We start from the raw sequence: 16,686 nt of genomic DNA on the forward strand, positions 1-16,686 counted from the left end.
GTGGGCCGTGGCGCAGGCTCGGACGGGCAGGAGCCGGCGCCGACTGTTTCAGGACGTTCTGGGTTTGCCGTCAATGGCCGGTTCTGCATCCTTTGTAGCAGGTGTGGCGCCGGTCAGGTGGCGGGCGATGAGCCCGCGGTACCCGGCAGCGCCGAGGCAGGCACCGACAATCGGTGCAAAAATCGGAATCAGGAAGTACGGAATGTCACGGCCGCCAGTGAAGGAAATTTCACCCCAGCCGGTGAAGAAAGTCATCAGTTTCGGACCGAAATCGCGCGCCGGGTTCATCGCAAAACCGGTCAGCGGGCCCATCGAGCTGCCGATCACGGCGATCAGCAAGCCGATCAGCAGCGGCGCCATCGGGCCGCGCGGCAGGCCGTTGTTGTCGTCGGTCAGGGCCATGATCACGCCCATCAGGATGGCGGTGATGATCATCTCGACCAGAAAGGCCTGCGCGGTCGACAGCGCCGGATTCGGGAACGTCGAGAACACCGAGGCCAGCTCAAGGCTGGCGGCCGAACCGCGAACCATCTGGTGAGTTTGTTCGAAATCGAAGAACAGATTGCTGTACAGGGTATAGACCAGCAGCGCGCCACAGAAGGCGCCGGCAATCTGCGAAAGAATGTAGAACGGCAGTTTGCGCTTTTCGAAGTCGGCAAAAACCGCCAGAGCGATGCTCACGGCCGGATTCAGATGCGCGCCGGAGACCCCGGCGGTCAGGTAGATCGCCATGCTCACGCCGACGCCCCAGATGATGCTGATTTCCCACAGGCCGAAGCTGGCGCCCGCGACCTTGAGCGCGGCAACACAACCGGTGCCGAAGAAAATCAAAAGCGCGGTGCCGAGAAATTCGGCCAGGCATTGGCCGGACAGCGATGGTTGCGGTAAAGCAGTGGTCATTGAATACCTCGGTTTTTTGTTGTTGTGTGGCGCGCTGCCAACAGTGCAGGGCGCGATATCCGCCGGTTAGGAATCCCCATTCCGTCCCCGGTTTACTGCTGGGTACTGCAATATCGATAATTCTTACATTATTCAGTTTCGAAAAAATATAGACAAGAAACAAACCTGTCAAAGGTCGAAAGTGAACTGTCGGTCACAATAAAACTATTCGTAGCGTGAATGATCCCTCGTCGAAGGTGCCGTCTGGTTGGCCTGAAATCGCTGCAGGTCCCGGGAATCGTGGCATGCACTAGAGCCTTTTGTACGGTGATCGCCTAGAATCCGCCGCAGGTTATTTCTGTCACTGCCGAGCCCGGAGCTGCCATGACCCCCGCGTTGGACTTGTTGAAAAAAGTTCGTGCCGAACATCGCGTGCACAGTTACGAACATGACCCCAAAGCCGCTTCATACGGGCTCGAGGCTGCAGAGAAATTGGCGCTTGAGCCGGCGCAGGTGTTCAAGACGCTGCTGGCGGCGAGCGAAAAAGGCGAATTGCTGGTGGCGGTGGTGCCGGTCGTCGGAAGCCTTGATCTGAAAGGTCTGGCGCATGCGGCAGGGGTGAAGAAAGTTGAAATGGCTGACCCGGCAGCGGCGCAGCGTTCCACCGGTTATCTGTTGGGCGGCATCAGTCCGCTGGGGCAGAAGAAGCGCCTGCGTACGTTCATTGATAACTCAGCGCAAGGCTTCGCCACTGTCTATGTCAGCGCCGGGCGCCGTGGTTTGGAAGTCGAGTTGGCGCCAGCAGTGCTTGCCGAGCACACCCAGGCGACATTCGCCGACATCGGCCGGCCATGAACTGCCTCGGCACTGTATGAAAGAAAATCGCCGGTTCTGTCACTGGCGCCGCCCGCCGCGTGGTCGCATGCTGTGTCGATTGACTTAAAGGAGAAGGTTATGCAGCTTGCGTTTCATCAGGTCGACGCGTTCAGTGACCGGCCGTTCAGCGGCAATCCGGCGATGGTATATCGGCTCGATGCGTGGCTCGCCGACGAGTTGATGCAGAAGATTGCCGCTGAGCACAATCTGGCGGAAACCGCGTTCCTGGTGCGCGAAGGCCAGGCCTGGCATATCCGCTGGTTCACCCCTACCACCGAAGTGCCGCTGTGCGGGCACGCGACGCTGGCCAGCGCTTATGTGCTGTTCGAGATCTACGGGGAAACCGCTGAGCGTATCGACTTCATCTGCAAATCCGGGCCGCTGAGCGTCAGCCGTGAGGGCGATCGGTTGTGGCTGGACTTCCCTTGCATCGTGCCAACCGAGATCGGCGTGACGCTGGACGTGGAGCGCGCGTTGGGCGTCGAAGCGGTTGATGTGCTCGGCTCCAACGAGTTGTTCGTGGTGCTGGAGTCAGAACAGGCGGTGCTCGATTGCACGCCGGACATGGCGGCGCTGGCGAAGCTGCCGTGGCTGGGCGCGATCGTTACCGCTCGCGGCAACCAGCATGATTTCGTCTCACGCTATTTCGCCCCGGCGATTGGCATCAATGAAGATCCGGTCACCGGATCGACCCACTGCAGCCTGATTCCTTATTGGTCGAAGCGTCTGGGCAAATCGAGCCTGACCGCCTGCCAGCGCTCGGCGCGAGGCGGGGAGTTGTTCTGTCGACTGGAAGGTGAGCGGGTGAAGATCGGCGGCAATGCGACATTGGTGGCGAGCGGAACATTGCTCCTTAACTAATCGCAATACCCACTGTGGGAGCTAGCCTGCTAGCGATTGCGATGTGTCAGTCACCTTAGTAGTGACAGATCAATCGAATCGCTAGCAGGCTAGCTCCCACAGGGTATCAATGTGTCGCTTAAAGGGCTGTGCTATGCCGGCGAACGCCATTTTCCACTGCCGGAATCTGCGCCGCCGTGCTGCCGGACGCCTGGAACAGCACCAGATGCTCGGCCACTACCCGAATCCCCACATCGGCACCGACCTGATGGTCCGCATGGCTGGGGAAAATCGATTCCAGTTGCGCACCGGTCGGTAGCTGCAGACGATACAGCGTCGAAGCGCCTAGGAACGTCTTGCCGACAATCTGCGCCTTCAGTGAGCTATCCGGCGCATAGACAATGTCGTCCGGACGCAGCAACACATCGACCGCGCCGCCGATTGGCCAAGTGTAAGCACGGTTGCCGCGCAGCTCACCGAGTTCGGTCTGCACCGACTCCGGGCTGGCGAGTTGCCCGCGAATGAAATAGCCCTGACCGATGAAACTGGCCACATAAGGCGTCGCCGGCTCGTGGTAGAGGTTGTACGGCGTGTCCCATTGTTCCAGCCGCCCTTCCTTGAACACGCCGACGTGATCGCTGACGGCGAAGGCTTCTTCCTGATCGTGGGTCACCAGAATCGCGCTGGTGCCACGTGCCTTGAGAATGTCGCGCACCTCATGGCTGAGCTTGCGGCGCAGTTCGCCATCAAGGTTGGAAAACGGCTCATCGAGCAGCAGCAATTGCGGCTCCGGGGCCAGGGCGCGGGCGAGGGCGACACGCTGTTGCTGACCGCCGGACAATTCATGCGGGAAGCGCTTGCCGAGGTTCTTCAGGTTGACCAGTTCCAGCAGCTCTTCGGTGACGCGTTGCTTGTTCGGGTGCTTGCGAATGCCGAAAGCGATGTTGTCGGCCACGCTCAGGTGCGGAAACAGCGCGTAATCCTGGAACACCATGCCGATCCGGCGTTTCTCCGGCGCCAGGGTGAACCCGGCGCTGGACAGGGTTTCGCCACCGAGGGTGATTTCGCCCTCGTGCACCGGCTCGAAACCGGCGATGGCGCGCAGCGTGGTGGTCTTGCCGCAGCCGGACGAGCCGAGCAGGCAACCGATGTCGCCGGCGTTGAGGTGCAGATTGAGATTCTGCACCACACGTTGATCTTGGTAGCCGCAAGCGAGGTTGCGCAGGTTCAGCAGTAATTCATGACTCATGCGTGGTGATATGCCGGTTCGACGAGGAACTCGAGCAGGGCCTTCTGTGCGTGGAGACGGTTTTCTGCCTGATCCCAGGCGACTGAACGCGGGTCATCAAGCAGGTCGAGACTGATTTCTTCGCCGCGGTGCGCCGGCAGGCAATGCATGAACAACACGTCCTCGGCGGCGAGGTCGAGCAGGGCACGGTTGACCTGAAACGGCGCGAACAACTTGAGGCGCTTGGCAGTTTCCTCTTCCTGACCCATCGAAGTCCAGACATCGGTGCTCACCAGATGCGCGCCACGCACAGCATCCTGCGGATCACGGACGATGGTCACACGGTCACCGGCACGGGCGACGAACTCGGGGTTCGGTTCATAACCTTGCGGGCAGGCAACGCGCAACTGGAAGTCGAACTGGATCGCCGCTTCTATATAGCTGTTGCACATGTTGTTGCCATCGCCGATCCACGCCACGGTCTTGCCCTGGATCGAGCCGCGATGTTCGAGGAAGGTTTGCATATCCGCCAGCAACTGGCACGGGTGCAGGTCGTCGGACAGGCCGTTGATCACCGGCACGCGCGAGTTGGCGGCGAATTCGGTCAGGGTGCTGTGGGCGAAGGTGCGGATCATTACCGCATCGAGCATGCTCGACATGACGATGGCACAGTCGCCGATCGGCTCGCCACGGCCCAGTTGGGTGTCGCGTGGCGAGAGGAAGATCGCCTGACCGCCGAGCTGGATCATCCCGGCCTCGAAAGAGATGCGGGTGCGGGTCGAGGACTTTTCGAAGATCATCCCCAGTACGCGGTTTTTCAGAGGCTCGAACAGTACGCCGCGCTTACGCAGGTCCTTGAGCTCAACGCCTCGACGGATCACGCTGACCAGCTCTTCGGGCGTGCAATCCATCAGGGAGAGAAAGTGCCTTGCGCTCATCATTGACTACCTTTTTGCTACCAACCGCAGATGCTCAAAGCCTTGTTTAACGGAACAACGGGCGAGACCTGCGGCGTAAGCCGCACGGGGCGACGGAATAGGGGAAGGCGCGATATTGACATTAAATGTCGCGTTACGCCAATAGGCTACGGTTTACGCGGGAATCGAAGGGCGCTCTGCGAAATGCAGTCGCGCATTTGCAGCCGGGTTCAGGGCCGCAGCGAGCCTCTTTGTACACTGGCCCCGCCGCGCTTGGCAATGCGCCGCGCCGCACACGGCATGGCTTTGGTCGGTTTGAGGCGTGGGCGCGGCGGATTCTCTTGGTCGGATGTCCGGGCTGAAACATTTGCTAAAGCAAAGTGCTGGGTTATAAATAACATTCGAGCGACGCAGGAAGCCTCCGCATGGAATCGAAAGAACAACTGTTAATGGAACTGCTGGGCCACACGGCTCGCTCCTTGACCCACCTTACCGCGTCGGTCACCTCGATGTCGTTCGAACTGCTGCGCAGTGAAGACGAAGTGGTGAAGACGGCCGGTCGCCACATGATCGACCGCATGGCCACGATCAGCGCCGGGCTCGACGAGCACTGGCGCCTGATTGGCGAACTGACCGGCGTGCACGTCGCTCACGAGCAGATCGAAACCATTCAGGAAATCCAGCTGGCGCCGCCACCCCAGTTGCCGTCGAACTGACGGCTGCAGCGGTATCGGCTCGCCTGATAAGCCCCGATTCACAAGACGAACGTCGCTGGCGCCGTGGTGCTGGCGGGGCCATAGTTTTCTTCCCGCGGACGCGATCGCCCGCCCCGAACAAGACAGAGACTGGCCATGACCAAGACTCTCCATCACCGTGCCTGCCACCTGTGTGAGGCCATCTGTGGCCTGACCATCGAGACCACTGAAACCGATGGCCAGGTCGCGATCACTTCGATCAAGGGCGATGCCCTCGATACCTTCAGTCGCGGCCACATCTGCCCCAAAGCGGTGGCGCTGCAAGATATCCAGAATGACCCGGATCGCCTGCGCCAACCGATGCGGCGGGTCGGTAGCGAATGGCTGCCTATCGGCTGGGACGAAGCGTTTGCACTGGTGGCGTCGAAGCTGGCGGCAATTCAGGAGCGTCACGGGCAAAACGCCGTGGCGGTCTATCAGGGCAACCCGAGCGTGCATAACTATGGGCTGATGACCCACAGCAACTACTTTCTCGGCTTGCTGAAAACCCGTAATCGCTACTCGGCGACCTCGGTTGACCAGTTGCCGCATCACCTCAGCAGTTACCTGATGTACGGCCACGGCTTGCTGCTGCCGATTCCGGACATCGATCACACCGATTTCATGTTGATCCTCGGCGGTAATCCGCTGGCGTCGAATGGCAGCATCATGACCGTGCCGGATGTCGAGAAGCGCCTCAAAGCGATTCAGGCGCGCGGCGGCAAAGTGGTGGTGGTCGATCCGCGCCGCAGCGAAACGGCGGCGATGGCCGATCAGCATCTCTTCGTGCGTCCGGGCGGCGATGCGGCGCTGTTGTTTGGCGTGCTGAACACATTGTTCAGTGAAGGTCTGACTCGCGGCAGCCATCTGCCGGTCGACGGCCTCGACGAGGTGCGCGCTGCGGTGGCGACGTTCACGGCGGAGGCGATGAGCCCGTTGTGCGCCGTCCCCGCAGAGCAAATCCGCCAACTGGCACGCGACTTCGCTGCGGCGCCGAGTGCGGTGTGCTACGGACGCATGGGCGTTTCGACTCAGGCGTTCGGCACGCTGTGTCATTGGCTCGTGCAGTTGATCAACCTGGTCACCGGCAACCTCGACCGCGTCGGCGGTGCTTTATGCACCGAGCCCGCTGTCGATCTGGTGGCTTCGACTTCGGGCGGGCATTTCAATAAATGGCAAAGTCGCGTTTCCGGCCGTCCCGAATACGGTGGCGAGTTGCCGGTGTCGGCGCTGGCCGAGGAAATGCTCACCGGAGGCGAAGGGCAGATCCGCGCATTGATCACCGTGGCTGGCAATCCAGTGCTGTCGACACCGAACGGGCGGCAACTGGAGCAGGCGCTGGACGGGCTGGAGTTCATGCTCAGCATCGACCTGTACATCAACGAAACCACGTGCTACGCCGACCTGATCCTGCCATCGACCTCGGCACTGGAAAACGATCACTACGACACCACGTTCAATCTGTTTGCGGTGCGCAATGTCAGTCGCTTCAATCGCGCAATCCTCGCCAAACCTGAAGGTGCGCTGCATGACTGGGAAATCTTCGTCGGCCTCGCCAAAGCGTTTGCGGCGCAGACCGGCAAGGAACTGAAACCGACCATGCCGCCGTCGAAGATGATCGACATGGGCCTGCGCATGGGCCTTTATGGCGACGCGTCCGAACACAAACTGTCGCTGGCGACGTTGTTCGATCATCCGCACGGGATTGATCTGGGCGCTCTGCGGCCCAATCTGGCCGCGCGTATGAAAACCTCGAATCAGCGAGTCCAGGCCGCACCACCGCAAATACTCGCCGATCTTCAACGCTTCGCCGCATTGCAGGCACCCGCTATCGATCAACTGCTGATGATCGGCCGCCGCCACGTGCGCAGCAACAACTCGTGGATGCACAACTACCATCGTCTGGTGAAAGGCAAACCGCGTCATCAGTTGCTCATGCATCCGGCCGATCTCGCCAGTCGAGGTCTCAGTGACGGCCAGCGAGTACGCGTCAGTTCGCGGGTCGGCCAGATCGAAGTGGAAGTGCTCGGCAGCGAGGACATGATGCAAGGAGTGGTCAGCCTGCCGCACGGTTGGGGCCATGCGCGACCGGGCGTGCAAATGGCAATTGCCAGCGGCCAGCCGGGCTCGAGTGCCAACGACCTGACCGATGAATGCCAACTCGATGAGTTGTCCGGCAACGCGGCGCTCAATGGTGTGCCGGTGACGGTGGTGGCGGCCTGAGCATGTGTCTGTCGGGGAGACCGAGCAGCGCGCTCGGGATTCCGTTACAATGCGCCACCGTGCCGACCCATGAGTCGGAAAGTTCAGCCGAGGTGCTCCATGGATATCATCGAAACGATTAAAGAGCAGATTGCCAACAACACCATTCTGCTTTACATGAAAGGCTCGCCGAATGCCCCGCAGTGCGGCTTCTCCGCAAAAGCTGCGCAGGCTGTCATGGCCTGTGGCGAAAAGTTTGCGTACGTGGACATCCTGCAGAACCCGGAAATCCGCGCCAACCTGCCGAAGTACGCCAACTGGCCGACTTTCCCGCAACTGTGGGTTGGCGGTGAGCTGATCGGCGGCAGCGACATCATGACCGAGATGGCGCAAGACGGTTCGCTGCAGAGCACCATCAAGTCGGCTGTCGAAGCCGCTGCGGCGAACAAGTCCGAAGCTTGATCGCTTTTCTGTAGGAGCGAGCCTGCTCGCGATAGCGTTCTGTCAGTTGGTTGAAGTATTGACTGACCCACCGCCATCGCGAGCAGGCTCACTCCTACAACGCGCCAGGCAATAAAAAGCCCCGCACCTCCAAAGAGGGCGGGGCTTTTTAGTGTCTGGCGTTCAGCGGGCGCTGACTTACTCTTCGCCCATCTGCGATTGCAGATAGTTTTCCAGACCGATCTTGTCGATCAGGCCCAGTTGGGTTTCCAGCCAGTCGATGTGTTCTTCTTCGGACTCGAGAATGTCTTCGAGCAGTTCACGGCTGCCAAAGTCGGCAACGGTTTCGCAATGGGCGATGGCGGCCTTCAGATCGGCGTGGCCGGTCTTCTCGATACGCAGATCGCACTCGAGCATTTCGCGGGTGTGCTCGCCGATGTGCAGCTTGCCCAGGTCCTGCACGTTCGGCAGGCCTTCAAGGAACAGGATGCGCTTGATGAGCTTGTCCGCGTGTTTCATCTCATCGATGGATTCTTTGTATTCGTGCTTGCCGAGCTTGTTCAGACCCCAATCTTCATACATGCGTGCATGCAGAAAGTACTGATTGATCGCGACCAGCTCATTGGCGAGGATCTTGTTGAGATGCTGGATGACGGTAATGTCGCCTTTCATGATCGGAGTCCTGCCCTGTAATCGCGGTATATAAGGCGGAGTTTGAGCTTCACACTTATAAGTGTCAAACCTAAGTTATTGAATAATATATGAAAATTAATCGGAATAAGAATGTTTGTGTTCCGCGTCTTGACGCTAAGCGATTGATTTTCAGGCATAAAAAAACCGGACATAAGTCCGGTTCTCTGAATTTGGGCTGATCAGGCGGCGGTAAATTCTGCAGGGTAGGGAATCGCGGCCTGAGCAGTTTGCAGCTTGGTCAGGGTTTCGCGGACCACTTCCTTGGCCAGGCACGCGCATTTGCCGCACTGGCTGGCGACGCCGGTCGCCTGGCGAACTTCTTTATAGCTGCAGCAACCTTCATAGATCGCTTCGCGGATCTGTCCGTCGGTGACGCCAGTGCAGAGGCAAACATACATAAGTAAGAACCGTCGCTGGTTGTGACTCAATTGCGATGGATCTTAATGTTAACGAGAATGATTGTCAAAGTGCTTTGCGGAGGGTTTCGGTCTTATTTGGCCCATGACTGACGAACGGTGTTTGAGCGCCGTTTGCCTGTCCTTATAAATGCTCAACGGACGGCCGACGTGGAAAATCCGTTGAGGACAGGCGAAAAACGCAGTGTATGATGGTCGTCCCTTGCGAAGAGGGTTCGTGTCACAGGGCTGTCGCCTGAGGGTGGCAGGCTGGCCCGGACCCTGAACTTCAAGTCTTTACACCAGGAGATATCAATGAGCGTACTCGTAGGCAAACAAGCCCCTGACTTCACCGTCCCGGCCGTACTCGGCAATGGCGAGATCGTTGACAGCTTCACCCTGTCCTCGGCCATCAAAGGCAAATACGGCCTGGTGTTCTTCTACCCGCTGGACTTCACCTTCGTCTGCCCGTCCGAGCTGATCGCTCTGGACAACCGCATGGCCGACTTCAAGGCACGCAACGTTGAAGTGATCGCTGTGTCGATCGACTCGCACTTCACCCACAACGCGTGGCGCAACACCCCGGTCAACAATGGCGGCATCGGCCAGGTGAAATACACCATGGCAGCCGACATGAAGCACGACATCGCCAAGGCCTACGACGTTGAGTCCGAAGGCGGCGTGGCGTTCCGTGGCGCGTTCCTGATCGACGACAAGGGCGTTGTCCGCTCGCAGATCATCAACGACCTGCCGCTGGGCCGTAACATGGAAGAGCTGATCCGTCTGGTCGACGCGCTGCAATTCCACGAAGAGCATGGCGAAGTCTGCCCTGCCAACTGGAAGAAAGGCGACAAAGGCATGAACGCTTCGCCAGAAGGCGTTGCGGCTTACCTGACCGAGAACGCTGCTGCCCTGTAAGGCGCAACGTCGAGGTAAAAAAAAACCGGCCCACGTGGCCGGTTTTTTCATGCGCGGGATTTGATCGCTGACGATCAGTCGTCGAAGTCTTCCCAGCCGCCCATCTGCTTCCAGCGGTTGACGATGCCGCAGAACAGCTCAGCGGTTTTCTCGGTGTCGTAACGCGCCGAGTGCGCCTCGCGGCCATCAAAATCGATGCCGGCGGCCTGGCAGGCTTTGGCCAGCACGGTTTGACCGTAGGCCAGACCGGCCAGCGTCGCGGTGTCGAAACTGGAGAACGGGTGGAACGGGTTGCGCTTCATGTCCAGACGCGCAACTGCCGCGTTGAGGAAGCCCAGATCGAAGCTGCTGTTATGCCCAACCAGAATCGCCCGCTTGCAGCCGTTGGCCTTCAGCGCCTTGCGAATGCCGCGGAAGATGTCGGTCAGCGCGGTTTCTTCGCTGACCGCCATGCGCAACGGATGATCGAGTTTGATGCCGGTGAACTCCAGCGCCGCCGCTTCGACGTTGGCGCCTTCGAACGGCTCGACGCGGAAGAAGTAGGTGTGATCCGGGTACACAAAACCCTTTTCATCCATGGCGATGGTGGTCGCGGCGATCTCCAGCAAGGCATCGGTGGCCGCGTTGAAGCCTCCGGTTTCTACGTCGACGACAACCGGCAGGTAGCCGCGAAAACGTGCTGCCATCGGATGACGGGAACCGCCGCCGCCATTTTGACCGTCCAGCTCGTCGTCGAAATGCTCTTCACTCACGCGTGTTCCTCCAGCAGGCGCCAGCGCAGTTTTTCACCGGCGCGCAGCGGGATAACGGTCAGCTCGCCGAAAGGCAGGCTGGTCGGGGCGGTCCATTCTTCACGAACCAGGGTGATGCGATCGGTGTTTACCGGCAGGCCGTAGAAGCGCGGGCCGTTGAGGCTGGCGAAGGCTTCGAGCTTGTCCAAAGCGTTACGCTGTTCGAACGCTTCGGCGTACATCTCGATCGCGGCGTACGCGGTGTAGCAGCCGGCGCAGCCGCAGGCGGCTTCCTTGGCGTGCTGGGCGTGCGGGGCCGAGTCGGTACCGAGGAAGAACTTCGCGCTGCCGCTGGTGGCCGCATCGAGCAAGGCTTCCTGATGCGTATTGCGCTTGAGGATCGGCAGGCAATAGAAGTGCGGCCGAATCCCGCCCACCAGCATGTGGTTGCGGTTGTACAGCAGGTGATGCGCGGTGATGGTCGCGCCGACGTTGACCGAAGCCTCGTTGACGAACTGCACGGCGTCACCGGTGGTGATGTGTTCGAACACCACTTTCAGCGTCGGGAACCGCTCGACGACACGGCGCATGTGTTCGTCGATGAAAATCTTTTCGCGGTCGAACACATCGACGTCGCCACGGGTGACTTCACCATGGATCAACAGCGGCATGCCGACTTCGGCCATGGCTTCCAGTGCCGGGAAAATCTTGTCGATGCTGGTGACACCGGAATCGGAGTTGGTGGTCGCACCGGCCGGGTACAGCTTGGCGGCATGCACGAAACCGCTGGCCTTGGCTTCACGAATTTCTTCGGGCTGGGTGCGGTCGGTGAGGTACAGCACCATCAGCGGCTCAAAGCGACTGCCGGCCGGGCGGGCAGAGAGGATCCGCTGGCGATAGCCGTCGGCTTCAGCGGCGTTGCGCACCGGTGGCACCAGGTTGGGCATGATGATCGCGCGCCCGAAGGTGCGAGCCACATCGGCAACGGTATTGGTCAACACGGCACCATCGCGAAGATGAATGTGCCAGTCGTCGGGACGCAGCAGGGTCAGGCGGTCGGACATGGGGGGCTTCCAGGCGGGTCAAACTGAGGCGAATGCTACCGGAAAAGACTCTTGCAGGCACCCGCTATCAAGTTTTGCGGCAAGCGTCCGATATCCCGAAGGTATGCCGTAAACATTGTGTGAATCGGTGTTTGTGTTTCACAAGCCAATGGAGCCTCCCGTGCGCCAGCGTTATCTAGCCTTGCTCAGTGTGTTTGCCAGCCTCCCTGCGATGGCGCTCACCTACCAGACACGTCTGGAGAACATTGAGTGGACGGTCGCCGGCGACAAGTTCGAGTGCCGTCTGACCCAGCCGATCACCGATTTCGGTTCGGGCGAGTTCGTGCGCAAGGCCGGCGAGCAGGCGATCTTCCGCCTCAACGCCTACAACGCCATGCTCGGCGGCGGTTCGGCGACCTTGCTGGCGGCCGCTGCACCCTGGCAGCCGGGGCGTGGCGACATCAATCTGGGCAGCGTGCGGCTGGGCAGCGGCAATGTCCTGTTCAACAGTTCGCAGTCGCAGGCCGGCGGGCTGATCAGCGGCCTGCTGGACGGTCGCAGTCCGGTCGTGCGCCGTGCATCGGGCGATGGCCGGGTCTCGGAAGTGCGTCTGCTGCCGGTCAAGTTCAGCAAGGCCTTCAACGATTATCAGACTTGTGTGGCGAAGTTGTTGCCGCAGAATTTTGACCAGATCAAGCAATCGCAGATCGGCTTTCCCGGCGAAGGCGTTGATCTCGACCCGGCTGCCAAAGCCAAACTGCAAGTGATGCTCGAATACATGAAGGCTGACCCGTCGGTGAACCACATCGAACTCGACGGCCACTCGGACAACAGCGGCAATCGCCTGACCAACCGTGAACTGTCGCGCCGCCGAGCGCTGGCGGTGGTTGACTTCTTCAAGGCCAATGGCATTCAGGAGTCGCAGATCACTGTGCGTTTCCATGGCGAGCAGTATCCGATTGTGCCGAACACCAACAAAGCCAACCGGGCGAAGAATCGTCGCGTCAACGTGAAACTGGCGCGCGTCGCACCGACGACAGCCCCGGCTCCGACGCCACAAGCGGGTACGCCAGCCACTGCTGCGGCGACTTCCTGACTCGCCGGTCATCGTCGCGCTCTCGACAGATTCTGTCGCTTTGTCGTCTTAAGCTGTCGCGCCTCTGTAAATTATCGCGTTGGAGCGGTAGACTCCCCGGCTTTCCGTAGAACCCCGTGGAGTGATGGCATGGCGGACGTAAACAAGGTCGTTCTGGCGTATTCCGGCGGCCTGGACACTTCGGTGATCCTCAAGTGGCTGCAGGATACTTATAACTGTGAAGTGGTGACCTTCACCGCCGACCTCGGTCAAGGCGAAGAGGTCGAGCCGGCCCGCGCCAAGGCCCAGGCCATGGGCGTCAAAGAAATCTACATCGATGACCTGCGCGAAGAGTTCGTGCGTGATTTCGTCTTCCCGATGTTCCGCGCCAACACCGTTTACGAAGGCGAGTACCTGCTGGGTACTTCCATCGCACGTCCGCTGATCGCCAAGCGCCTGATCGAAATCGCCAACGAAACCGGCGCCGATGCCATTTCCCATGGCGCCACCGGCAAGGGCAACGATCAGGTGCGTTTCGAGCTGGGCGCCTACGCGCTCAAGCCAGGCGTGAAAGTGATTGCCCCTTGGCGCGAGTGGGACCTGCTGTCCCGCGAGAAGCTGATGGACTACGCCGAGAAGCACGCAATCCCGATCGAACGTCACGGCAAAAAGAAATCGCCGTACTCGATGGACGCCAACCTGCTGCACATCTCCTATGAAGGCGGCGTGCTGGAAGATACCTGGACCGAGCACGAAGAAGACATGTGGAAATGGACCGTCTCCCCGGAGAACGCTCCTGACAAAGCGCAATACCTGGAATTGACCTACCGTAACGGCGACATCGTTGCGCTGGACGGCGTTGAAATGACTCCGGCCACCGTGCTGGCGACGCTGAACAAGATCGGTGGTGCTCACGGTATCGGCCGTCTCGACATTGTCGAAAACCGCTATGTCGGCATGAAGTCCCGTGGCTGCTACGAAACCCCGGGCGGCACGATCATGCTGCGCGCGCACCGCGCCATCGAATCGATCACCCTGGACCGCGAAGTCGCTCACCTCAAAGACGAGTTGATGCCGAAATACGCCAGCCTGATCTACACCGGTTACTGGTGGAGCCCGGAGCGTCTGATGCTGCAGCAGATGATCGACGCGTCGCAGGTCAATGTGAACGGCGTTGTGCGCCTGAAGTTGTACAAAGGCAACGTGATTGTCACTGGCCGCAAGTCCGACGATTCGCTGTTCGACTCCAACATCGCGACCTTCGAAGAAGACGGCGGCGCTTACAACCAGGCCGACGCGGCGGGCTTCATCAAGCTCAACGCGCTGCGCATGCGCATTGCTGCCAACAAGGGTCGCAAGCTGTTCTGAGTCTTGCACTCTGACGCGCAATGAAAAGGGCGGCCTTGTCTTTGAGACAGGGTCGCCCTTTTTGCATCAATGGGTGGCTGCTCCGACCGAGCATTTTTCCAGGCACCGGCGCGTGGCAGTGGCTCATTTTCAGACTGTTCCCAGACGCGTCACCGCTTGTGAGCAGAGGTTATAGACGATGCACAGCGTTTTGCCGGAGCCTTTCTTGATTTGCCTGGCTTGCAGCAGCGCATGCTGGGTAAGCAAGACATCCGATACGTGATTGGAAAGAAATACAATCACTCGCGCCGTTTTGCGATCAAGGTTGCGGATGTTGTCCAGAATCGTCGCCAGTTCCTTCGCCGCATCGACATCCCGCGCATCGATCAGATGCAAATGACTGACCCACGCCGGCAATTGAATATTGTGCTGAACGATCTGACTGGATTTCGCATCGCTATTCGTCGGCGGATCTGCCGCATTGTGGACTTTGCACGAATCTTTGCGCTCGACACTGCCGGACTCGCTGAGGACGATGCAACTCGATAGCCCGAATGTACCCTGATCGCAGGGTTCAGCAGACGATGTGTTTCGCTTGCTGTCGCGTTCATTGCTATCTATCACTTTAAGGAAGTTCTTGTCTTTATCAAAGTCTGACGGTGAATACAGGGAGCGATAGTTGAAGTTTAGGGTGATAAAGAAAAGAAACAGCAAGTAGAAAGGAAAGCTTATAAGGAACCACACATATATCTCCCTGTCCTTATTGTCTAGAAAAGGCAGGGAAACCGCCGCGGATGTTTCCGAGATGGCTGCAAATATGGCAATTACCGTCATTGGATTGGCGATCTTGTTTTTTAGTTTGATCATCTTTGTGCTCTTTGTTTTGATCTTTCTCATGGTCAATGTTTGTGTTGGTTGAGTTGTTTTAGTTGGGCTTTGTGCGTTCATATTTATAGAAAAAATATTGCCTTGGGTATAAATATCTTGTTTCAAGTGTTTATGTATCGAGGGGTTTTTCGCTAGCCGTATAAGCGACGGCTTCTGCATGTGTGCAATTGTTAAGGCATATGTTTCACAGTTCGGATCAGGCGGCTTCAAGCGGCGTTGGAACGCAGGTAGAGATCGCGATCAATCCTGCTGCCGATGCTGTCAGACGCACCCTGAAACAAAAGTAAAGGCGAAATCTTGCCGTAGGCCAAACAGCCAAAAGCGTTAGATGTTTAGGAAGTTAGCGATTTTTTGTAGGATTAATCCGCGATCGCTGTAGGGGATGTCTCTCGATGCAAGTGCGTGTCAACCCTGGCATGCCATGGAGCAAGTGACTGGGCTATTGTGCGTGTTCTAAAAATTCGAACAGCGAAACTGGACTTGCCCATGAATAAAGTGCTGATCGTGGATGATCACCCTGTCATTCGTCTTGCGGTGCGTATGCTAATGGAGCGTCATGGCTACGAAGTCATCGCAGAGACGGATAACGGTGTGGATGCGTTACAACTTGCTCGAGAGCAAATGCCGGATATTGTCATTCTGGATATTGGCATTCCGAAACTTGACGGCCTGGAAGTTATCGCACGGCTGAGCTCGACGGCTATGCCTATAAAAGTACTGGTGCTGACTTCGCAGGCGCCCGGGCACTTTTCGATGCGTTGCATGCAATCGGGGGCCGCCGGCTATGTGTGCAAACAGCAGGACCTCACCGAATTGCTCAGTGCGATCAAGGCGGTGTTGTCCGGTTACAGCTATTTTCCCAACCAGGCCTTGCACACCGTGCGCACCAGTCTGGGCAATGCCAGCGAAGCGGACATGGTGGATCGTCTGTCCGGTCGGGAGATGATGGTTTTGCAGCAGCTGGCGCGAGGCAAGACCAACAAGGAAATTGCCGACGGCATGTTTTTGAGCAACAAGACCGTGAGCACCTACAAGACGCGCTTGTTACTGAAGCTCAACGCGCGTTCGCTGGTCGATCTGATCGAGCTGGCACAGCGAAACGGTCTGGTCTGAATATACTGAAAGCTGACAGGTCATGGGCCGGCCGGATCCAGTAAATTGCAGAAAGTAAAAAGCCTCCGGTTCGGGAGGCTTTCAAGTATCAAAGATCAAAATCGTAATCAGCCAATTGCCTTTGCAGTCGGCGCTCCTCAAGCAGGTTATCGATGGTGCGGCGCTTGCTCAGGTTGGTCTTTGCAACTTCTACGACGGGCTCTACCTCGTCGGCCTCAACGGCGACAAAATCGTCTTCTACGTCCAATTGCTCTTTGTCGGCACTCATAAGGTTAGCTCCCGGCCAAGTTTGCCTTTGGCGCTCCTTATATCGACATTCGGTTGGCGGGTAAAAAAGTTTTTTTCAATCGGCTTATCAATTATTCC

18 protein-coding genes are annotated in these 16,686 nt (G+C 58.6%); 9 read left to right on the forward strand and 9 right to left on the reverse strand.

The window, feature by feature from the left end:
- Positions 1 to 48: 48 nt before the first annotated feature.
- A complete protein-coding gene (locus J3P75_RS06220) occupies positions 49 to 900 on the reverse strand; it encodes an MIP/aquaporin family protein (RefSeq protein ID WP_203419327.1) in 852 nt (283 codons plus the stop codon).
- 363 nt (positions 901 to 1,263) lie between these two features.
- On the opposite strand from J3P75_RS06220, the gene ybaK reads away from it, so the two are divergent.
- Together ybaK and J3P75_RS06230 are read left to right on the forward strand one after the other, a co-directional pair.
- A complete protein-coding gene (gene ybaK / locus J3P75_RS06225) occupies positions 1,264 to 1,734 on the forward strand; it encodes a Cys-tRNA(Pro) deacylase (protein WP_434595824.1) in 471 nt (156 codons plus the stop codon).
- A 99-nt stretch (positions 1,735 to 1,833) separates the two neighbouring features.
- Complete coding sequence (locus J3P75_RS06230) at positions 1,834 to 2,616, forward strand: PhzF family phenazine biosynthesis protein (protein ID WP_434709660.1); 783 nt, start codon at positions 1,834 to 1,836, stop codon at positions 2,614 to 2,616.
- 118 nt (positions 2,617 to 2,734) lie between these two features.
- On the opposite strand, the gene J3P75_RS06235 is transcribed toward J3P75_RS06230, so the two are convergent.
- On the reverse strand, positions 2,735 to 3,844 hold the full coding sequence (locus tag J3P75_RS06235; RefSeq protein ID WP_434595828.1) for an ABC transporter ATP-binding protein: 1,110 nt from the start codon (positions 3,842 to 3,844) through the stop codon (positions 2,735 to 2,737).
- Positions 3,841 to 4,761 (reverse strand): ornithine carbamoyltransferase, encoded by a 921-nt coding sequence (argF, locus tag J3P75_RS06240; RefSeq protein WP_093098769.1) that lies wholly within the window; start codon positions 4,759 to 4,761, stop codon positions 3,841 to 3,843. Before argF ends, J3P75_RS06235 begins: the two co-directional genes overlap by 4 nt.
- A 404-nt stretch (positions 4,762 to 5,165) precedes the next feature.
- Here argF and J3P75_RS06245 point away from each other — a divergent pair, with 404 nt between their 5' ends.
- The 3 genes from J3P75_RS06245 (at position 5,166) to grxD (ending at position 8,138) form a co-directional block, all read left to right on the forward strand.
- Entirely contained in the window at positions 5,166 to 5,456 is a 291-nt protein-coding gene (locus J3P75_RS06245; RefSeq protein WP_090285872.1) for a hypothetical protein, read from the forward strand.
- Positions 5,457 to 5,591: 135 nt separating this feature from the next.
- Entirely contained in the window at positions 5,592 to 7,697 is a 2,106-nt protein-coding gene (locus J3P75_RS06250) for a molybdopterin oxidoreductase family protein (protein ID WP_434709661.1), read from the forward strand.
- Positions 7,698 to 7,796: 99 nt separating this feature from the next.
- On the forward strand, positions 7,797 to 8,138 hold the full coding sequence (gene grxD, locus J3P75_RS06255; RefSeq protein ID WP_434709662.1) for a Grx4 family monothiol glutaredoxin: 342 nt from the start codon (positions 7,797 to 7,799) through the stop codon (positions 8,136 to 8,138).
- A gap of 177 nt (positions 8,139 to 8,315) precedes the next feature.
- On the opposite strand, the gene bfr is transcribed toward grxD, so the two are convergent.
- Positions 8,316 to 8,789, reverse strand: a complete 474-nt coding sequence (gene bfr / locus J3P75_RS06260) for a bacterioferritin (RefSeq protein ID WP_039758367.1) — start codon at positions 8,787 to 8,789, stop codon at positions 8,316 to 8,318.
- Between the two features lie 200 nt (positions 8,790 to 8,989).
- Entirely contained in the window at positions 8,990 to 9,208 is a 219-nt protein-coding gene (locus J3P75_RS06265; RefSeq protein ID WP_007953193.1) for a bacterioferritin-associated ferredoxin, read from the reverse strand.
- Positions 9,209 to 9,520: 312 nt separating this feature from the next.
- Between J3P75_RS06265 and J3P75_RS06270 the strand changes: the two genes are divergently transcribed.
- Positions 9,521 to 10,123, forward strand: a complete 603-nt coding sequence (locus J3P75_RS06270; RefSeq protein WP_003227723.1) for a peroxiredoxin — start codon at positions 9,521 to 9,523, stop codon at positions 10,121 to 10,123.
- Positions 10,124 to 10,197: 74 nt separating this feature from the next.
- On the opposite strand, the gene rnt is transcribed toward J3P75_RS06270, so the two are convergent.
- Together rnt and pyrC are read right to left on the reverse strand one after the other, a co-directional pair.
- On the reverse strand, positions 10,198 to 10,875 hold the full coding sequence (rnt, locus tag J3P75_RS06275) for a ribonuclease T (protein ID WP_090285860.1): 678 nt from the start codon (positions 10,873 to 10,875) through the stop codon (positions 10,198 to 10,200).
- Positions 10,872 to 11,918, reverse strand: a complete 1,047-nt coding sequence (gene pyrC, locus J3P75_RS06280; RefSeq protein ID WP_434709663.1) for a dihydroorotase — start codon at positions 11,916 to 11,918, stop codon at positions 10,872 to 10,874. The genes rnt and pyrC overlap by 4 nt, the downstream gene beginning before the upstream one ends.
- A 160-nt stretch (positions 11,919 to 12,078) precedes the next feature.
- On the opposite strand from pyrC, the gene J3P75_RS06285 reads away from it, so the two are divergent.
- Together J3P75_RS06285 and J3P75_RS06290 are read left to right on the forward strand one after the other, a co-directional pair.
- On the forward strand, positions 12,079 to 12,993 hold the full coding sequence (locus J3P75_RS06285; protein WP_434595839.1) for a flagellar protein MotY: 915 nt from the start codon (positions 12,079 to 12,081) through the stop codon (positions 12,991 to 12,993).
- Between the two features lie 129 nt (positions 12,994 to 13,122).
- Positions 13,123 to 14,340, forward strand: coding sequence for an argininosuccinate synthase (locus tag J3P75_RS06290; protein ID WP_007916658.1), 1,218 nt, complete (start codon positions 13,123 to 13,125; stop codon positions 14,338 to 14,340).
- Between the two features lie 129 nt (positions 14,341 to 14,469).
- On the opposite strand, the gene J3P75_RS06295 is transcribed toward J3P75_RS06290, so the two are convergent.
- Positions 14,470 to 15,186, reverse strand: a complete 717-nt coding sequence (locus tag J3P75_RS06295) for a hypothetical protein (RefSeq protein ID WP_434709664.1) — start codon at positions 15,184 to 15,186, stop codon at positions 14,470 to 14,472.
- Positions 15,187 to 15,693: 507 nt separating this feature from the next.
- On the opposite strand from J3P75_RS06295, the gene J3P75_RS06300 reads away from it, so the two are divergent.
- Positions 15,694 to 16,320: a response regulator transcription factor gene (locus tag J3P75_RS06300; RefSeq protein WP_090285851.1), complete on the forward strand. Its 627-nt coding sequence runs from the start codon at positions 15,694 to 15,696 to the stop codon at positions 16,318 to 16,320.
- A gap of 88 nt (positions 16,321 to 16,408) precedes the next feature.
- Here J3P75_RS06300 and J3P75_RS06305 read toward each other — a convergent pair whose 3' ends face one another.
- Complete coding sequence (locus tag J3P75_RS06305; RefSeq protein ID WP_434595844.1) at positions 16,409 to 16,588, reverse strand: PA3496 family putative envelope integrity protein; 180 nt, start codon at positions 16,586 to 16,588, stop codon at positions 16,409 to 16,411.
- Positions 16,589 to 16,686 lie beyond the last annotated feature (98 nt).

This window comes from Pseudomonas sp. R1-1 (genome assembly GCF_051132135.1).
GTDB lineage: Bacteria > Pseudomonadota > Gammaproteobacteria > Pseudomonadales > Pseudomonadaceae > Aquipseudomonas.